The 14,833-nt window shown below is 72.1% G+C and carries 9 protein-coding genes, 3 tRNA genes and 1 pseudogene; 3 read left to right on the top strand and 10 right to left on the bottom strand.

All coding sequences use genetic code 11. The features are described 5' to 3' along the window. Positions 1 to 29 precede the first annotated feature (29 nt). The 4 genes from O3X23_RS29575 to O3X23_RS29560 are packed head-to-tail and all read right to left on the bottom strand — an operon-like array spanning position 30 to position 6,037. Entirely contained in the window at positions 30 to 2,282 is a 2,253-nt protein-coding gene (locus O3X23_RS29575) for an ArnT family glycosyltransferase (protein ID WP_269274854.1), read from the bottom strand. Next, positions 2,279 to 3,673 (bottom strand): bifunctional glycosyltransferase family 2/GtrA family protein, encoded by a 1,395-nt coding sequence (locus O3X23_RS29570; protein ID WP_269274852.1) that lies wholly within the window; start codon positions 3,671 to 3,673, stop codon positions 2,279 to 2,281. Before O3X23_RS29570 ends, O3X23_RS29575 begins: the two co-directional genes overlap by 4 nt. A gap of 25 nt (positions 3,674 to 3,698) precedes the next feature. Then, positions 3,699 to 5,297: a sensor histidine kinase gene (locus O3X23_RS29565; RefSeq protein ID WP_269274850.1), complete on the bottom strand. Its 1,599-nt coding sequence runs from the start codon at positions 5,295 to 5,297 to the stop codon at positions 3,699 to 3,701. Next, the gene (locus O3X23_RS29560) at positions 5,294 to 6,037 is read right to left on the bottom strand and encodes a response regulator transcription factor (protein WP_269274848.1); all 744 of its coding nucleotides are present in this window, start codon (positions 6,035 to 6,037) and stop codon (positions 5,294 to 5,296) included. The genes O3X23_RS29565 and O3X23_RS29560 overlap by 4 nt, the downstream gene beginning before the upstream one ends. 509 nt (positions 6,038 to 6,546) lie before the next feature. Here O3X23_RS29560 and O3X23_RS29555 point away from each other — a divergent pair. Beyond that, the gene (locus O3X23_RS29555; protein ID WP_269274847.1) at positions 6,547 to 7,422 is read left to right on the top strand and encodes an MEDS domain-containing protein; all 876 of its coding nucleotides are present in this window, start codon (positions 6,547 to 6,549) and stop codon (positions 7,420 to 7,422) included. A gap of 25 nt (positions 7,423 to 7,447) precedes the next feature. Here O3X23_RS29555 and O3X23_RS29550 read toward each other — a convergent pair whose 3' ends face one another. From O3X23_RS29550 to O3X23_RS29535, 4 genes are all read right to left on the bottom strand, one after another. Continuing rightward, positions 7,448 to 7,819: an MmcQ/YjbR family DNA-binding protein gene (locus O3X23_RS29550; RefSeq protein ID WP_269274845.1), complete on the bottom strand. Its 372-nt coding sequence runs from the start codon at positions 7,817 to 7,819 to the stop codon at positions 7,448 to 7,450. A gap of 131 nt (positions 7,820 to 7,950) precedes the next feature. Continuing rightward, positions 7,951 to 8,024 (bottom strand) — tRNA-Met (locus tag O3X23_RS29545). A 132-nt stretch (positions 8,025 to 8,156) separates the two neighbouring features. Then, positions 8,157 to 8,229, bottom strand: a tRNA-Arg gene (locus tag O3X23_RS29540). 192 nt (positions 8,230 to 8,421) lie between these two features. Further along, positions 8,422 to 8,512: transfer RNA gene (locus tag O3X23_RS29535), tRNA-Ser, on the bottom strand. 187 nt (positions 8,513 to 8,699) lie between these two features. On the opposite strand from O3X23_RS29535, the gene O3X23_RS29530 reads away from it, so the two are divergent. Continuing rightward, on the top strand, positions 8,700 to 9,314 hold the full coding sequence (locus tag O3X23_RS29530; RefSeq protein WP_269274843.1) for an SSI family serine proteinase inhibitor: 615 nt from the start codon (positions 8,700 to 8,702) through the stop codon (positions 9,312 to 9,314). A 228-nt stretch (positions 9,315 to 9,542) separates the two neighbouring features. After that, positions 9,543 to 12,411, top strand: a pseudogene (locus tag O3X23_RS29525) (PAS domain-containing protein). 64 nt (positions 12,412 to 12,475) lie between these two features. Here the strand turns inward: O3X23_RS29525 and O3X23_RS29520 are convergent. Beyond that, positions 12,476 to 14,140 carry a long-chain fatty acid--CoA ligase gene (locus O3X23_RS29520; RefSeq protein ID WP_269274841.1) on the bottom strand — a complete coding sequence of 555 codons (1,665 nt, stop codon included), beginning with the start codon at positions 14,138 to 14,140 and terminating at the stop codon, positions 12,476 to 12,478. A 69-nt stretch (positions 14,141 to 14,209) separates the two neighbouring features. Next, positions 14,210 to 14,725, bottom strand: a complete 516-nt coding sequence (locus tag O3X23_RS29515) for a SigE family RNA polymerase sigma factor (RefSeq protein ID WP_269274839.1) — start codon at positions 14,723 to 14,725, stop codon at positions 14,210 to 14,212. Positions 14,726 to 14,833 lie beyond the last annotated feature (108 nt).

Below are 14,833 nucleotides of genomic sequence, written 5' to 3'. Positions count from 1 at the left end.
GGGGACACCGCCCTCCCGGTCGTCCCGCGTCAGCTCTTCGCGGGGGTCGTCAGGTCGTAGACGGTGGTGGTGCCGACCGTCTTCGCGGTGAACGCGGAGGTGACCCAGGTGGTGATGGCCGAGGAGGTGCCCTGGCCGCCCATGCCACCGCCCCCGCCGCCGGAGGAGGAGATGAAGTAGTGGATCTTCCCCTCGGCCACGTACTGCTGGAACTGCGCGAGCGTCGGTGACGGGTCGCTGCCGTTGAAGCCGCCGATGGCCATGACCGGGTCACCCGTGGCCAGTTGGTAACTCGCGGAGTTCTGCGAACCGATGGCCGCCGCGACCCAGGTGTAGTCGGAGGCGTTCTTCTCCAGGAGCGCCTTCATCGCGGAGCTGACCTCGGCGCCGCCGAGCAGCCCGCCCATCCCGCCGCCACCGCGGCCACCGGCCGTGCCACCGTCGCCGGTGCCGCCGGCCGTTCCGCCACCGGGGAAGCCCTGGGCTCCCTGACCGGGCTGCCCCTGCTGGCCGGTCCCGCCGTTCATCCCCGGCCGGCCGTTCTGGCCGCCGCCCGGCACGGTCGGTGGCTGCTGGCCGCCGCCGGGCACGGTCTGGCCGTTCTGGCCCGCCCGCCCCGGCATGCCGTCGGGGCCGCCACCGCGCATCCCGCCGGCACCGCCCCGGCCGCCCTGGACGGCGGGGCCCGCCGTCACGATCGAGCCGCTGTGCCCGGTGTCGACGGTGTTGAGGGTGTACGCGAACGGTGCCGCGAGGGCCGCCGCGATCCCGAATCCCGCCACCGCGGCCGCGGCACGCCGGCCTAGCCGTACGGCGAGCAGGAGTCCGGCCGCGGCCAGCAGGCCGGCGACCAGCACCGTCCAGCGCAGCCACGGGTGCCAGTCCGACGCCCGGCCCAGCAGGACGTACGCCCAGTAGCCGGTGCCCGCGGCCGTCGCGGCCAGCGCCGCCGCCGCGGCGAGGTGCGTGCGCCTCTCCCAGAGCAGGGTGGCGCCCATCCCGACGAGAGCGGCGATGTAGGGGGCCAGAGCGATGTTGTAGTACTGGTGGAAGATGCCCGACATGAAGCTGAAGACCCCGAAGGTCATCAGGAGCGAGCCGCCCCAGACGAGGAACGCGGCCCGTCGGGCGTCGGTGCGCGGCGCCCGGCGCGTCACCCACAGGCCCGCGGCGAGCAGGAGGAACGCGGCGGGCAGCAACCAGGCGACCTGACCGCCCATGTCGGCGTCGAAGAGCCGCGTGATGCCCGTGGATCCCCACTGACCGCCGCCCTGACCGCCGCCCCCGCCGCCGACGCTGCCCGTCTCGTTGCCGGTGATCCGGCCGAAGCCGTTGTAGCCGAAGGTCAGCGACAGGAAGCTGTTGTCCTGCGAGCCGCCGATGTACGGGCGGGAGGAGGCCGGCCACAGCTCGACGATCGCCACCCACCAGCCGCCGGAGACCAGCAGCGCGAGCCCCGCCAGGGCCAGTTGGCCGATGCGTCGGCGCAGGGCCGTCGGCGCGACGACCGCGTAGACGACCGCGAGCGGCGGAAGGATGAGGAAGGCCTGCAGCGTCTTGGTCAGGAAGGCGAGGCCGAAGGCGACGCCGGCCCAGACCAGCCACTTCGTCCTGGCGCCTTCGAGCGCGCGCAGCACGCAGTAGACGGCGACCGTCATGAGGAGCGCGAGCATCGCGTCCGGGTTGTTGAAGCGGAACATCAGCGCGGCGACCGGGGTGACCGCCAGTGCGGTGCCCGCGATCAGCCCGGCCGCCGCCCCGAAGCGGCGGCGGACGGCGGCGTAGAGCACCCCGACCGTCGCGACGCCCATCAGCGCCTCGGGGACCAGGATCGACCAGGAGTTGAGGCCGAAGATCCGGACGGCGATCTCCATCGGCCAGAGCGAGGCCGGTGGCTTGTCGACGGTGATCGAGTTCGCCGCGTCCGACGAGCCGAAGAACATCGCCTTCCAGCTCTCGCTGCCTGCCTGGACGGCGGCGCTGTAGAAGGAGTTGGCGTAGCCGGACGCGCTCAGGTCCCACACGTACAGCGCGGCGGTCACGGCCAGCAGCGCCAGGAAGGCGGGACGTACCCAGCGGGCGTCCTCGGAACGCCCCCTCCAGACGCGCGCCGCGAAGCCCCGCGGGCCGGCCGGATCGGACGGCCTGGCCGTCGGCGGAGCCCCGGGCGGCGGAGCGTGCTCGGGCACCGGGGTGCGGGCCACGGGACCGGGCAGCTCAGCGGGGTGCGGGGGCGGCCCGGCGGCTGGGAGGTCGGCCGGGGTGCTGTACGGCGCGGTCATCGTGCGCTCCTCGGATCGGAGTCGGAGTCGAAGTCGTAGGTGGAGCCGTAGGTGGAGCCGTAGGTGGAGCCGTAGGTGGAGCCGTGGACGAGGGTTGCCTCGTGGTCGCCGGGGGCCGGGAACTCGTACACGCGGGCCGGCTCGGGCGCCGCGGCGGTTGCCGCCCCGGACGGGAAGACCCAGGCGCGGAAGAGCAGGAAGCGCAGCACCGTCGCCGCGAGGTTGGCGGCGATGAGGACGGCGAGTTCCGTGCTGTGCGAGGGCCGGGTGTTCGCCGCCTGCAGGGCGGCCAGCGATCCGCTGGTCAGGGCGAGGCCGATGGCGAAGACGACCAGGCCCTGCGCCTGATGGCGGACGGCCTGTTCCCGGCCGCGGACACCGAAGGTGAGGCGGCGGTTGGCGGCGGTGTTGCCGATCGCGGAGACCAGCAGCGCCGCCGCGTTGGCGGGCTGCGAGCCGAGCCCGAGCCGGAAGGCCGAGTACAGCACCAGGTAGACCAGGGTGCTCAGCGCGCCGACGACGCAGAAGCCGACCAGTTGGCGGGCGAGGCCCGGTGGCACGTCGCCCAGTTCGCGGTCGCGCGGGTCGTCGCCGAAGGGCCGCCGCAGCCGGTCGAGCGCGAGCGCGCCGGTGGCGAGCGCCCGGCCCACGCGCCAGACGCCCTTGAGGTCGTCGGCCGCCGTGCGGACGATGTCCACGGTGCTGTCGGGGTCGTCGACCCAGTCGACCGGCACCTCGTGGATCCGCAGTCCGGCGCGTTCCGCGAGCACCAGCATCTCGGTGTCGAAGAACCAGCCGGTGTCCTCCACCATCGGCAGCAGCCGCTCGGCGACGTCCTTGCGGATCGCCTTGAAGCCGCACTGCGCGTCGGAGAAGCGGGCGGCGAGCGAGCCGCGCAGGATCAGGTTGTACGTGCGCGAGATGAACTCGCGCTTGGCGCCGCGCACGACGCGTGAGCTGCGGGCCAGCCGGGAGCCGATCGCCAGGTCGGAGTGGCCGGAGATCAGCGGGGCGACCAGCGGCAGCAGCGCGTTCAGGTCGGTCGAGAGATCGACGTCCATGTAGGCGAGCACCGGCGCCTCGGACTCCGTCCACACGGCCCGCAGGGCCCGCCCGCGCCCCTTCTGGTCGAGCCGGAAGGACTCGACCTCGGGGATCTCCGTCGCGAGGCTCTTCGCGACGGCCTCCGTGAGGTCGGTGCTGGCGTTGTCCGCGATGGTGATCCGGAAGGGGTAGGGGAAGGTGCCTGCCAGGTGCGCGTGCAAGCGTCTGACACAGGGCTCCAGGTCGTTCTCCTCGTTGTAGACGGGGATGACGACGTCGAGCACCGGGTCGCTGTGTGCGACCGGCAGGTGCTGCCGTGACGGCAGGGTGCCGAGGTGTGTTCGCATACCCCGACGCTCCACCGCCGCGCTGTCACGACCTTGTGGTGAACCTGAGGCTCCGCTGTGAGTCCGGGAGCCCGTCCGGGAGTCCGTCCGACGCGGCGTCCTGCGAGGGCACGGCCCTTACCGGGGACGGGAGTTGCACGGTGAACGCGGTGCGGCCGGGGACGCTCTCGACCCACACCCGCCCGCCGTGCGCGGCGACCACGGAGTACACGATGGCCAGCCCCAGACCGGTGGAGCCCGTGCCCGCGCTGCGGGCCCGCGACGCGTCACCGCGCGCGAACCGCTCGAAGATGTACGGCACGAGGTCGGGTGGAATGCCCGGCCCGTCGTCCACCACCTGGAGCAGCACTCCGTCGCTCCGGTCGCCGGTGACCCGCGCGGTCACGGTCGTTCCCGGCGGGGTGTGGGTGCGGGCGTTGCCCAGCAGGTTCGCCAGGACCTGCTGCAGCCGCTCCGCGTCACCGTGCACGGTGGCCGGCTCGTCGGGCAGGTCCAGCCGCCACACGTGGTCCCGCCCGGCGGCCCGGGCGTCGCTGACCGCGTCCACGACGAGGGGTGACAGATCCGTCGCGTCGAGGCTCAGCGGTCGCCCCGAGTCCAGCCGGGCGAGCATCAGCAGGTCCTCGACCAGCGACGTCATCCGTCCGGCCTCGGACTCGATACGGCCCAGCGCGTGCCGGGTGTCGGGTCCGACGTCCTCGCGGCCGCGCCGGGTCAGCTCCGCGTATCCGCGGATCGAGGCGAGTGGCGTCCGCAGTTCGTGGCTGGCGTCGGCGACGAAGCGCCGGACCCGCGTCTCGCTCTCCTGCCGGGAGTGCAGCGCGGAACCGACGTGCCCGAGCAGCCGGTTGAGGGACGCGCCGACCTGCCCCACCTCGGTGCGCGGATCGGTGTCCGCCTCCGGCACGCGCTCGTGGAGCGCCACCTCACCCCGGTGCAGCGTCAGTTCCGACACCCGGGAGGCGGTCGCGGCGACCCGGCGCAGCGGTTGGAGGGAGATCCGGATCAGGGCGGTGCCGGCGAGCCCGGCCGCCGCGAGTCCCGCGGCGGTCACGCACACCTCCACCCAGACGAGGGTGTTGAGGGTGTCCTGCGCGCCGGAGGCCCGGATGCCGACGAGGTACGTGCCGTCCTGCGTCGCGACCGACTGCATGCGGTAACTGCCCAGGCCGGGGACGTCGATGCTGTGCGGGGCGCCGTCGAGCGGCAGGCTCGCGACTGCCGCGGTCTGCGCGGTGTCGAGGGACTCGGGCGTCACCTGCGGGCCGGCGTCGGTGCTCTCGCGCTGGGCGCTGAGCGCGGTCTCGGTGATCCGTCCGTCGGTGATCTTCGCGCCGATCGTTCCGAGCGGCTGGCCGCCGCCGATGACGAACCCCAGGTCGTTGCCGGACCGCATGCGCGGCAGCGGCGTCGAGCCGGGCGGCGGGCCGCCGGCGCGGTGTGCGACGGCGGCGAGCTGGGTGTCGAGCTGCCCGTACAGATAGGTGTGCAGGGCGAGCGCCGTGACCGTGCCGATGACCGCGCACACGACGGCGACCAGAGCGACGGACGACACCACGAGGCGGCGCCGGAGCGACCAGGGGCGGCCCTTCACCGACCAGCGACGCCCGCGGGCGGACTTCACGCCGCCTCGCCCGGTTTGATCAGGTACCCCGCTCCCCGCCGGGTGTGGATCATCGGGGCGCGTCCGGCGTCGATCTTCCGCCGCAGGTAGGAGATGTAGAGCTCGACCACGTTGGCCTGGCCGCCGAAATCGTAGGACCAGACGCGGTCGAGGATCTGCGCCTTGCTGAGCACCCGGCGCGGGTTGCGCATCAGGAAGCGCAGCAGCTCGAACTCGGTGGCGGTGAGGTGGATCGAGGCGTCCGCGCGGTGCACCTCGTGGCTGTCCTCGTTCAGTACGAGATCGCCGACGACCAGCAGGGACTCGCTGCGTGCCGCGGCGGCGCCCGAGCGGCGCATCAGCCCGCGCAGCCGGGCGACGACCTCCTCCAGGCTGAACGGCTTCGTAACGTAGTCGTCGCCGCCCGCCGTCAGTCCGGCGATCCGGTCCTCGACCGCGTCCTTGGCGGTGAGGAAGAGCACCGGGACGTCGGGGGCGTCGCGGCGCAGCCGGGCGAGCACCTCCAGGCCGTCCATGTCGGGCAGCATCACGTCGAGCACGACGGCGTCCGGCCGGGTGTCGCGGGCCGCGCGCAGCGCGCCGGCACCGTCGGCCGCGGTACGGACTTCCCAGCCCTCGTAGCGCAGGGCCATGGACAGCAGGTCGGAGAGGGCGGCCTCGTCGTCGACGACGAGGACACGCACCGGGGACCCGTCGGGACGGGCCAGGTCGGCGGAGGCCGCCGCAGAGGAGGAAGGCATGGGTCCAGCCTGCGAGGAGGCCCTGAGAGCAGTCTTTCGCCTACCTGTGAATTTCCTGAGAATGGGTGGGCGGGCGCTCGGCGGGGTGCGGCCGGGCTCCGGAATACACCGTGCGATCGACGGGTTGCCGTCTGCACGCACCGACGATCACAGCCGCGGGCGGACCGAGTCCTTCCATCCCGCGGGTGCTGATCATGGAACTTTGCAAATGATCATGATCTGGGAGGAATTGCCGCTGCCTCGGGGTGAAGGGCCGCGGTCGGCAACGGCATTGGTTCGGAGCTTTCGATACGAGGTGCAACGGGCTGACAGGATTGGGGACTTGGGCGAACTGCCGCGCAAGACTGTTGAGTTGATCAACCGCCGTTGCCTGTCTGATATGTGATGTTTCGTCATATATGTTACAAACATGACCAGTTGTCGGCGTGCATGCGATCACGTCATGTCGTATTCGTACGAATTCAATCGCCGCACCTCCACCACACGACAAACGGAGGTACGTTCCCCGCATGGACAGTGGCGCCGTCCCTTACACCGTCTCCGTCGACCGTATGGCCTCCGGAGACCACGCCTGCCTGGGCTTCGACAGCCATCGGGCCCGCTGGGCGGTCCGGGCCGCCTTCACCGAGGCCGGCCTGCTCCGCGGCGAGCGGGTGATCCTCTTCGTCGACCCCGGCACCGACCCCGGGACGGCGGCCGCCCGCCTCGCCGACCACGGCGTTCCCGCGGCAGAGGCCCTGCGCGACCAGCGGCTCCTGGTCAGCAACGAGACGCCCGGCTACGACCCGGAGCGCGGGTTCGACGCCGAGAGCCGCGCCGCGACCTGGCTGGACTTCACCGAGGACGCGAACGTCATGGGGTTCAGCGGGCTGCGCGCCGTGGGCGACATGGCCTGGGCGCTGGAGCCCGGCGTCGACCCCGAGGAGCTCATCGACTACGAGACGGGGCTCACCCCGCTCTTCGCCGACATCGGCTTCACCGCGATCTGCGAGTACGACCGACGGCTCTTCCCGCCCGAGCTGATGGGCCGGGTCGGCGCGTCCCACCCCACCGAGATCCTGCAGTCCCTCGAAGCCCTGCACATCACCAGGACCGGCACCATCCTGCACCTGGCGGGGAACGCCGACCTCGCCACCCGGGAGCAGTTCGACACCGAGCTGCGGCGGTCCCTGGGCGGAACCGGCCCGCCCCCGCGCCTCATCGACCTCACCGCGCTGTCGTTCATCGACGCCCACTGCGCCACGACCCTCATCCGCCTCGCCGCGGCCCTGCCGCCCCCCGCGAGGCTTGCCGTCCACTGCCCGGCCACCCACGCCCGCGTGCTGCGCCTGTGCGGCGCGGGCGGCATCCCCCAACTGACGCTCTACGTAGAGGCGGGCTGGTGAACGGGGCTGCCGTCAGGTCCGGTCGTCAGGGCCGGTCGTACGTGAGCCGGACCGCGCGCGGCAGCGACGCCACCACCAGGTCGTAGGAGTCCTCGATCATCTCCCGCACCATCCGGACCGGCAGCGACCCGTCGACCGTCACCGTGTTCCAGTGCCGCTTGTTGAGGTGGTAGCCGGGAATGACCGCCGGGTACTCCGCCCGCAGTTGTTCGGCGATCTCCGGATCGCACTTGAGACTCACCTTGAGCGGCTCGGCCTCCAGCACGCTCAACGCGAAGACCTTCCCGGCCACCTTGAACACCGACAGATCAGGGTTTCCCGGAAACGGGAACTCCTCCCCGGCGCCCGGCATCGCCAGACACGCCGCCTTCAGCCCCCGCGCAGTCATCGCCACCATCCGGCCGACCCTAGCGTCCGCCTCTGACAGAGCCGCGGCACGAACCGCGGCACGAACCAAGACGCAAACCAGGACGCGAACCCGGGAAACACCAGAGGCCCGACACTTTCGTGTCGGGCCTCTGGTCGTAGTAGCGGGGACAGGATTTGAACCTGCGACCTCTGGGTTATGAGCCCAGCGAGCTACCGAGCTGCTCCACCCCGCGCCGTTGAACCGAACACTACGCCATCCGCGCGACCCTCAACTACCAGTCCCACTCGACGCAGCCATTCCGAATCGCTCCGGAAGAACAAACCAGGACCCCCTCAGACGATCTCCTCGGGGGCCCTGACCTGAGTGCACTCGGCAGGATTCGAACCTGCAACCTTCTGATCCGTAGTCAGATGCTCTATCCGTTGAGCTACGAGTGCTTGTGCTTTCCGGCGGTTTCTCACCGGTCGGCGTTGCGAGAACAACATTACATGACCTGCGGCTTCAGGTGAAATCCATTGCCCGGACCCCGCCTGAGCTGCGGAAACAGCCTCTGGAGGAGCGTTCGGCAGCCGCCCCCGCACACGACGGAGCCCCGGCCGTCCTGAGACGACCGGGGCTCCGGAAACGAGCGGAGGCTCGGGGATTTGAACCCCGGATGGGATTGAAGTCCCAAACCGCATTAGCAGTGCGGCGCCATAGACCAGACTAGGCGAAGCCTCCATCCACACCCGCGCGAGCGAGGGCGTGTGGAGATGATGGCACAGCCCGGCAGGCTGTCACCAATCGCAGACCAGAGTACAAGCCCGTCGGCGTGGACGGCAAAGAGCTTGCGCGACGTCCGGGGCGGCTCGCCCACGTTCGGGTGAGTTGCGGAGAAAGAGGCGTTCGCGACGGTAGTGACTGGGGCATGCGACTCAACAGCACCGTCCGGCTCGACAGCCCCCGCTCCCGCCCCGCGACTCCCTCCCCCGCCCGACCCCGTCCCCGGACGCGGCTGCCGCTCGCCGCCGTCCTCGGTGTCGTGCTCGCCGCCGGGCTGCCGCTGCTGCTGGCGAGCGACGCCGGCGCGGTCCCCACGCCGCCGCCCGCCTCCGACTCCCCTGTTCCCCCCGTGAACAACCAGCTCACCATCACCGTCGACGACGGCACGGGGAGGATCACCACGAGCAAGCTCGACTGCGGCCCCGACCAGGAGCCGCCGGCCGGACCCGCGGCCCCTGGCGCCCCCGAGGAGGCGTCGGTGCTCCCCGCCCCTCTCGCCCTCCTCTCGGACTCGCCCACCGGACCGGCCAGGCACGCGGCGGACTCCTGCGACCGGCTGGAGCGGCTGAGCGGCCCCGTGGGGCCCGTTCCGAGCGGGCAGATGTGCTCGATGATCTACGGCGGATCGCAGACCGCGCAGGTCACAGGCGTGTGGCACGGAGCACCCGTCAAGGAGAAGTACAGCCGGACCAACGGCTGCGAGGTCGCCCGGTGGAACCAGATGGCGCCGGTTCTGCCCGCCGGCCCCGGGCGTGCGTGACGCACGCCACACCAGCGGCGATCCCGCACCGCACACGCTCGAACACCGAATCACTCAGGGGTACATGGGCATCCGCGGCCGCTCGGCCAACCGCTGCACGTACACTCGCTCTAGTGACATGCCATGGGGTCAGCGGCAAGATGGGCCGCCGGTGAGAGCCGATCGCGCGGGTCGCGCGGGGCCACCGCAGGAAGTGCGGTAAGTGCGGTAACAGGGAGGACGCGTCTCGTGAGCAGCAGGCCATCCAGAGGCGCTGCTCGCCTCGCCTCAATACTCGATGCCCTCCCCGACGCACTCTTGCTGGTCAACGGCAACGGCACGGTGGTCAACGCCAACGCCATAGCGATCGAGACCTTCGAGTCACCGGGGACGGCGTTGGTCGGGCGGGGGCTGTTCGATCTGCTGCCCGCGTTCGACTCCAAGCGGATCCCCGGCTCGATGCGCAGCGCGCAGAAGGCCGACGACGACAACGGCCGCACCAAGCCCACCCGGATGGTCGCGCGGCGCACCGACGGCACGGAGTTCCCCGTCGAGGTGACCAGCGCCAACCTCGAGGACGGCCGCACCCCGTACGACGAGCCGCAGAGCTACACCGGTGACGAGCTGCTGATGCTGGTCGTACGGGACCTCAGCGGCACGATGGACACCGAGGCGGAACTGGCCCGCCAGCAGCGCCAGACGGAGATGATCCTGCGCGCGGCGGCCGAGGGTGTCGTCGGCGTGGACACCGAGGGCAAGGTCGTCCTCGTCAATCCGTCCGCCGCCCAGATCCTCGGTTACCGCGCGACCGACCTCGGCGGCCAGGAGCTGCACCCCCTCGCGCACCACACGCGCGCCGACGGCACCCCGCTCCCCTACGAGGAGACCCCGCTCGCGGACACGTTGCGTTCGGGCCGCAAGCACCGGGTGCGCGGCCAGGTGCTGTGGCGCAAGGACGGCCGCGCGGTGCCCGTCGACCTGACGACCGCCCCCGTGCGGGACGGCGAGCAGTTGGTCGGCGCGGTCATGACGTTCACCGACCGGAGCGCGTTCGACGCCGCCGTGGCCCGCGCCGACCAGTTGCAGGCCGTGCTGGACGACGCGCTGCGCGGCCCGCTGGCGGAGCTGCGCGGCGAGCTGACCGGCCTGGCCGCCGACCCCGCCGGTCAGTTGTGGCCCGAGGCGAACCAGATCCTGCACCACCTGGTTGCCGGGTACGCCCGCATCACGACACTCATCGACAACGTGCTGGCCTTCCAGCGGCTCGACCGCGGCGAGGACCGGCTGCGGCGCGAGCCCGTCGGGCTCGACAAGGTCGTCGCGGCGGCCGTCGAGGGCGCGATCGAGCTGATCGGTCCGGGGCGCGCCCAGTACGCCGTGCACGCGCCGCCGATAGAGGCCGCGATCGACGGCGAGCGGATGGCCCAGGCGCTCGCGCACCTGATCGCGGACGTCGCGGGGGTGGACGCGGCGGGCAACGCCACCGTCATCGCCGGCGGCGGGGACTCGACGATCGTGGTGGCGGCGGCCCAGCGCGGCGACGTCATAAGGATCGACGTGCGGGGCCCGCACGCGGGCGGCAACGCGGTGCACCTGCCGCTCGCCCGCGGCATCGTCGAACGGCACGGCGGCGTCCTGCAGACGCACGAAGTGCCGGGCCAGGGCAGCGCGTACGTCCTCGAGGTGCCGCTGGGCTCGGCGGCCGTGGCGGCCGCGGGCCGTGCGGCGGCCGCGGCGGCGAAGGACGGGGGGCGCGAGTCCGGGTCGACCGTCATGCCGATGCCCTCGAAGCCCGCCCGCGGTCGAGCCGGGCGCGCAGCCGCAGACCCAGGTTCCGGCCCAAGGGCAGCCTCCGCAGGCCGTTCCGGGTCAGGGGCAGCGCTCCCCGATGCCGCTCTCCGGCCCGAATCCGGGACCGGCGCAGGCGCAGGCGCAGGGCCAGCAGCAGGGCCAGAGCCACGGACGGTCGATCAGCGTGCGCACGCTGGGCCAGGGCGTCGCCTTCGTCCAGCCGATGCCCCCGCAGGCCCAGCCCCAACCGCAGCCCCAGCCGCAGCCCGAGGCGTTCCCCCAGCAGAATCCCTCCGGGTCCGGCCGCCGGCGCAAGCTCAACGGACCGCAGCAGGACGACAGCCCCGACGGGGAGGCCCGCCCGCACCCGCAGGCCGACCCCGACGGCGGCGGCCTGCGGGCCCCCGCCACCGACGACCGGAGCGACGGCGAGGGCGACGGCCAGGGCGTCGATCACCAGGACGTCGGCCGGCAGACGGCGGTGCTCCGCACGGTCGCTCCCGGCCGGGCGTTCACCATAGGAGCGCCCGCCGAGGGCGACGAGGGTCCCGAGCCGCTGGACGGCCCGAACGGCGCCGTCGAGGTCATGGCGGAACCGGCGGCCGAGCCCGGCCAGCTGCTCGACGAGCCGCGCCGGCTGCTGGTCTGGCCCGAGCCGGACGTCTCGACGCGCCAGGCGCTGACCGACCGCGGCTACCGCCCGGTCATCGTCAGGTCCCGCGCGGAGGTGGACGCGCAGGTGGCCGAGCCGCCCGCCGCGCTCTTCGTCGACCCGCTGACCGGCCCGATCACCCGTACGGCACTGCAGTCGCTGCGGCAGGCGGCCGCCGAGGCCGAGGTTCCGGTCCTGGTGACCGCCGGGCTCGGCCAGGCGACGCGGGAGGCGGCCTACGGCGCCGACCCGGCCGTCCTGCTCAAGGCGCTCGCGCCGCGCGACAGCGAGCAGCATCCGCCGCGGGTCCTGCTGATCGAGAGCCACCAGGACATCGCCCACGCGTTCACCGCGACGCTGGAGCGGCGCGGGATGCAGGTCGCGCACGCCTCCTCCGAGGTCGAGGCGATGACGACGGCCGCGCAGGTCAGGCCGAACCTGGTGGTGATGGACCTGATGCTGGTGCGCCGACGCCGGCAGGGGATCGTCGACTGGCTGCGCAGCAACGGCCAGTTGCACCGCACCCCGATGGTCGTCTACACCTCCGCGGACATCGACCCGGCGGAACTGCCGCGGCTGGCCTCGGGCGAGACGGTGCTGTTCCTCGCGGAGCGGTCGACCAGTACGGACGTGCAGTCCCGCATCGTGGACCTGCTCGGCAAGATCGGGTCCTGAGTCGTACCCGGACGGTTCGGGCCGGGCGGCGGTGATCCACCGGCCGGCCCGAACCGTCCGGAGTTCACTCCTTCGCGGCACCCGCCACGTACGTCACGTCGATCTGCTCCAGCCGGTACTGCTCGCGGATCACCTTCTTGTCGAACTTGCCGACCGAGGTCTTCGGCACGGCCGGGATGATCGCCCAGCGCTCGGGCAGCTGCCAGCGCGCGATGCGTCCGGCGAGGAACTCCCGCAGCTCCTCGTACGAGACGGTGGCGCCCTCCTTCAGCACGACGGTGGCCAGCGGCCGCTCGCCCCAGCGCTCGTCGGGCACGGCGACGACCGCGGCCTCGGCGACGTCCGGGTGGGCCATGAGCTGGTTCTCCAGGTCGACGGAGGAGATCCACTCGCCGCCGGACTTGATGACGTCCTTGGCCCGGTCGGTGAGGGTCAGGTAGCCGTCGGGGGTGATGACGCCGACGTCACCGGTGCGCAGCCAGCCGTCCGGGCTGAACTTGTCCTCGGGCCGCAGCGGCTCGGCGCCGGCACCGCCGAAGTAGGAGTTGGCGATCCAGGGGCCGCGCACCTCCAGCTCGCCGGCGGACTCGCCGTCCCAGGGCATGGGTTCGCCCGCCGGGCCGACCAGCCGGGCTTCGACGGAGGCGGGGAAGCGGCCCTGGCTGACGCGGTACGGCCACTCCTCCTCGGGGGTGAGGCCGGCCGGCGGGTGGGCCATGGTGCCGAGCGGCGAGGTCTCCGTCATGCCCCAGGCGTGGAGCAGCCGCACACCGTGCTCCTCGTACGCCTTCATGAGGGAGGGCGGGCAGGCGGAGCCGCCGATGGTGACGGTGGCCATGGAGGAGATGTCGCGCGGCTTGGCCGCGAGTTCGGCGAGCAGCCCCTGCCAGATGGTCGGGACGGCCGCGGCGTGGTTGGGGCGCTCGCTCTCGATCATCTCGGCGAGCGGCGCGGGCTGCAGGAAGCGGTCCGGCATGAGCATGTTGATGCCGGTCATGAAGGTGGCGTGCGGCAGGCCCCAGGCGTTGACGTGGAACATCGGGACGACGACGAGGGTCGTGTCGCGGTCCGTGAGCCCCATCGACTCGGTCATGTTGACCTGCATCGAGTGCAGGTAGATGGACCGGTGGGAGTAGACGACGCCCTTGGGGTCGCCGGTGGTGCCCGAGGTGTAACACATGGCGGCGGCGTCCCGCTCGTCCAGCTCGGGCCAGTCGTACGTGGTCGGGCGGCCGGCCAGCAGCTCCTCGTAGTCGTGCACGGCGGGGCGACAGCCGTCGAGGAGCGAGCGGTCCCCGGGGCCGACGACGACGATGTGCTCGACGGGCTCCAGGGCGGGCAGCAGCGGCGCGAGGAGCGGCAGCAGCGAGCCGTTGACGAGGATGACGCGGTCGGCGGCGTGGTTGACGATGAACGTCAGCTGCTCGGTGGGCAGCCGCAGGTTCAGCGTGTGCAGCACCGATCCCATGGACGGGATCGCGAGGTACGCCTCGATGTGCTCCGCGTTGTTCCACATGAGGGTCGCGACCCGTTCGTCCCGGGCCACCCCCAGCTCGTCACGGAGCGCGTTCGCGAGCTGGATGGCCCGGACCCCGATCTCGCGGAAGGAGCGGCGGTGCGGCTCGGCGTCCCCGGTCCAGGTGGTCACCTGGGATCGGCCGTGCACCAGAGCACCGTGGACCAGGATGCGGGTGACGGTCAGCGGTACGTCCTGCATCGTGCTCAGCACCGGAAGCCTCCACGTATTACGTGCGGGTAGGGTCCCGGTGATTCTGCTTCCATACCAGTCGGTATGTCACTACCCAACGCGCAATTCGGGGTCATCCCGTAGTTTTCCGAGCGCCCGGGACACCGCGCTCTTCACCGTGCCGACCGAGACACCGAGGGCCTCGGCCGTCTGTATCTCGCTCATGTCCTCGTAGTAGCGCAGCACCACCATCGCGCGCTGGCGGGCCGGCAGCCGGGCGATGGCCCGCAGCAGCGCGTCGCGCTGGGCCTGCTGCTCGGTGTGGTCGGGGGCGGTGGACAGCGGCTCGGGAACGTCCTCGGTCGCGAATTCGTCGATGCGGCGCTTGCGCCACTGCGAGGTGCGCGTGTTGACCAGCGTGCGGCGGACGTAGCCGTCCAGCGCCCGGTGGTCGTCGATGCGGTCCCATGCCAGGTACGTCTTGGTCAGCGCGGTCTGCAGCAGGTCCTCGGCATCGAGCGGGTTCGCGGTGAGCGAGCGCGCGGTACGCAGCAGCGTCGGGCCTTTGGCGCGGACGTAGCTGGAGAACTGCATCGTGCTGGTGCTGGTGCACACAGGCGTGGTCATGCCCATAACGCTATGAGCGCCGTCCGCCCGGCGGATCCGCCGGAGGTGCCGAAGCGGGATCACCCTGAAGTCGTAGGACGGGGGCTGTCCCCACCTCCCGTAGGCGGA

This window comes from Streptomyces sp. H39-S7 (assembly GCF_027158205.1).
In the GTDB taxonomy this organism is placed as follows: domain Bacteria; phylum Actinomycetota; class Actinomycetes; order Streptomycetales; family Streptomycetaceae; genus Actinacidiphila.
The sequence above is the reverse complement of the archived record's forward strand: the minus strand, read 5'-3'. Positions and strand labels throughout refer to the sequence as shown.

Coding starts and splice junctions, on each gene's coding strand:
- O3X23_RS29515 (WP_269274839.1), bottom strand. CDS start 14,725: ATGACCACGCCTGTGTGCACCAGCACCAGCACGATGCAGTTCTCCAGC.
- O3X23_RS29575 (WP_269274854.1), bottom strand. CDS start 2,282: ATGACCGCGCCGTACAGCACCCCGGCCGACCTCCCAGCCGCCGGGCCG.
- O3X23_RS29570 (WP_269274852.1), bottom strand. CDS start 3,673: ATGCGAACACACCTCGGCACCCTGCCGTCACGGCAGCACCTGCCGGTC.
- O3X23_RS29555 (WP_269274847.1), top strand. CDS start 6,547: ATGGACAGTGGCGCCGTCCCTTACACCGTCTCCGTCGACCGTATGGCC.
- O3X23_RS29560 (WP_269274848.1), bottom strand. CDS start 6,037: ATGCCTTCCTCCTCTGCGGCGGCCTCCGCCGACCTGGCCCGTCCCGAC.
- O3X23_RS29550 (WP_269274845.1), bottom strand. CDS start 7,819: ATGGTGGCGATGACTGCGCGGGGGCTGAAGGCGGCGTGTCTGGCGATG.
- O3X23_RS29530 (WP_269274843.1), top strand. CDS start 8,700: ATGCGACTCAACAGCACCGTCCGGCTCGACAGCCCCCGCTCCCGCCCC.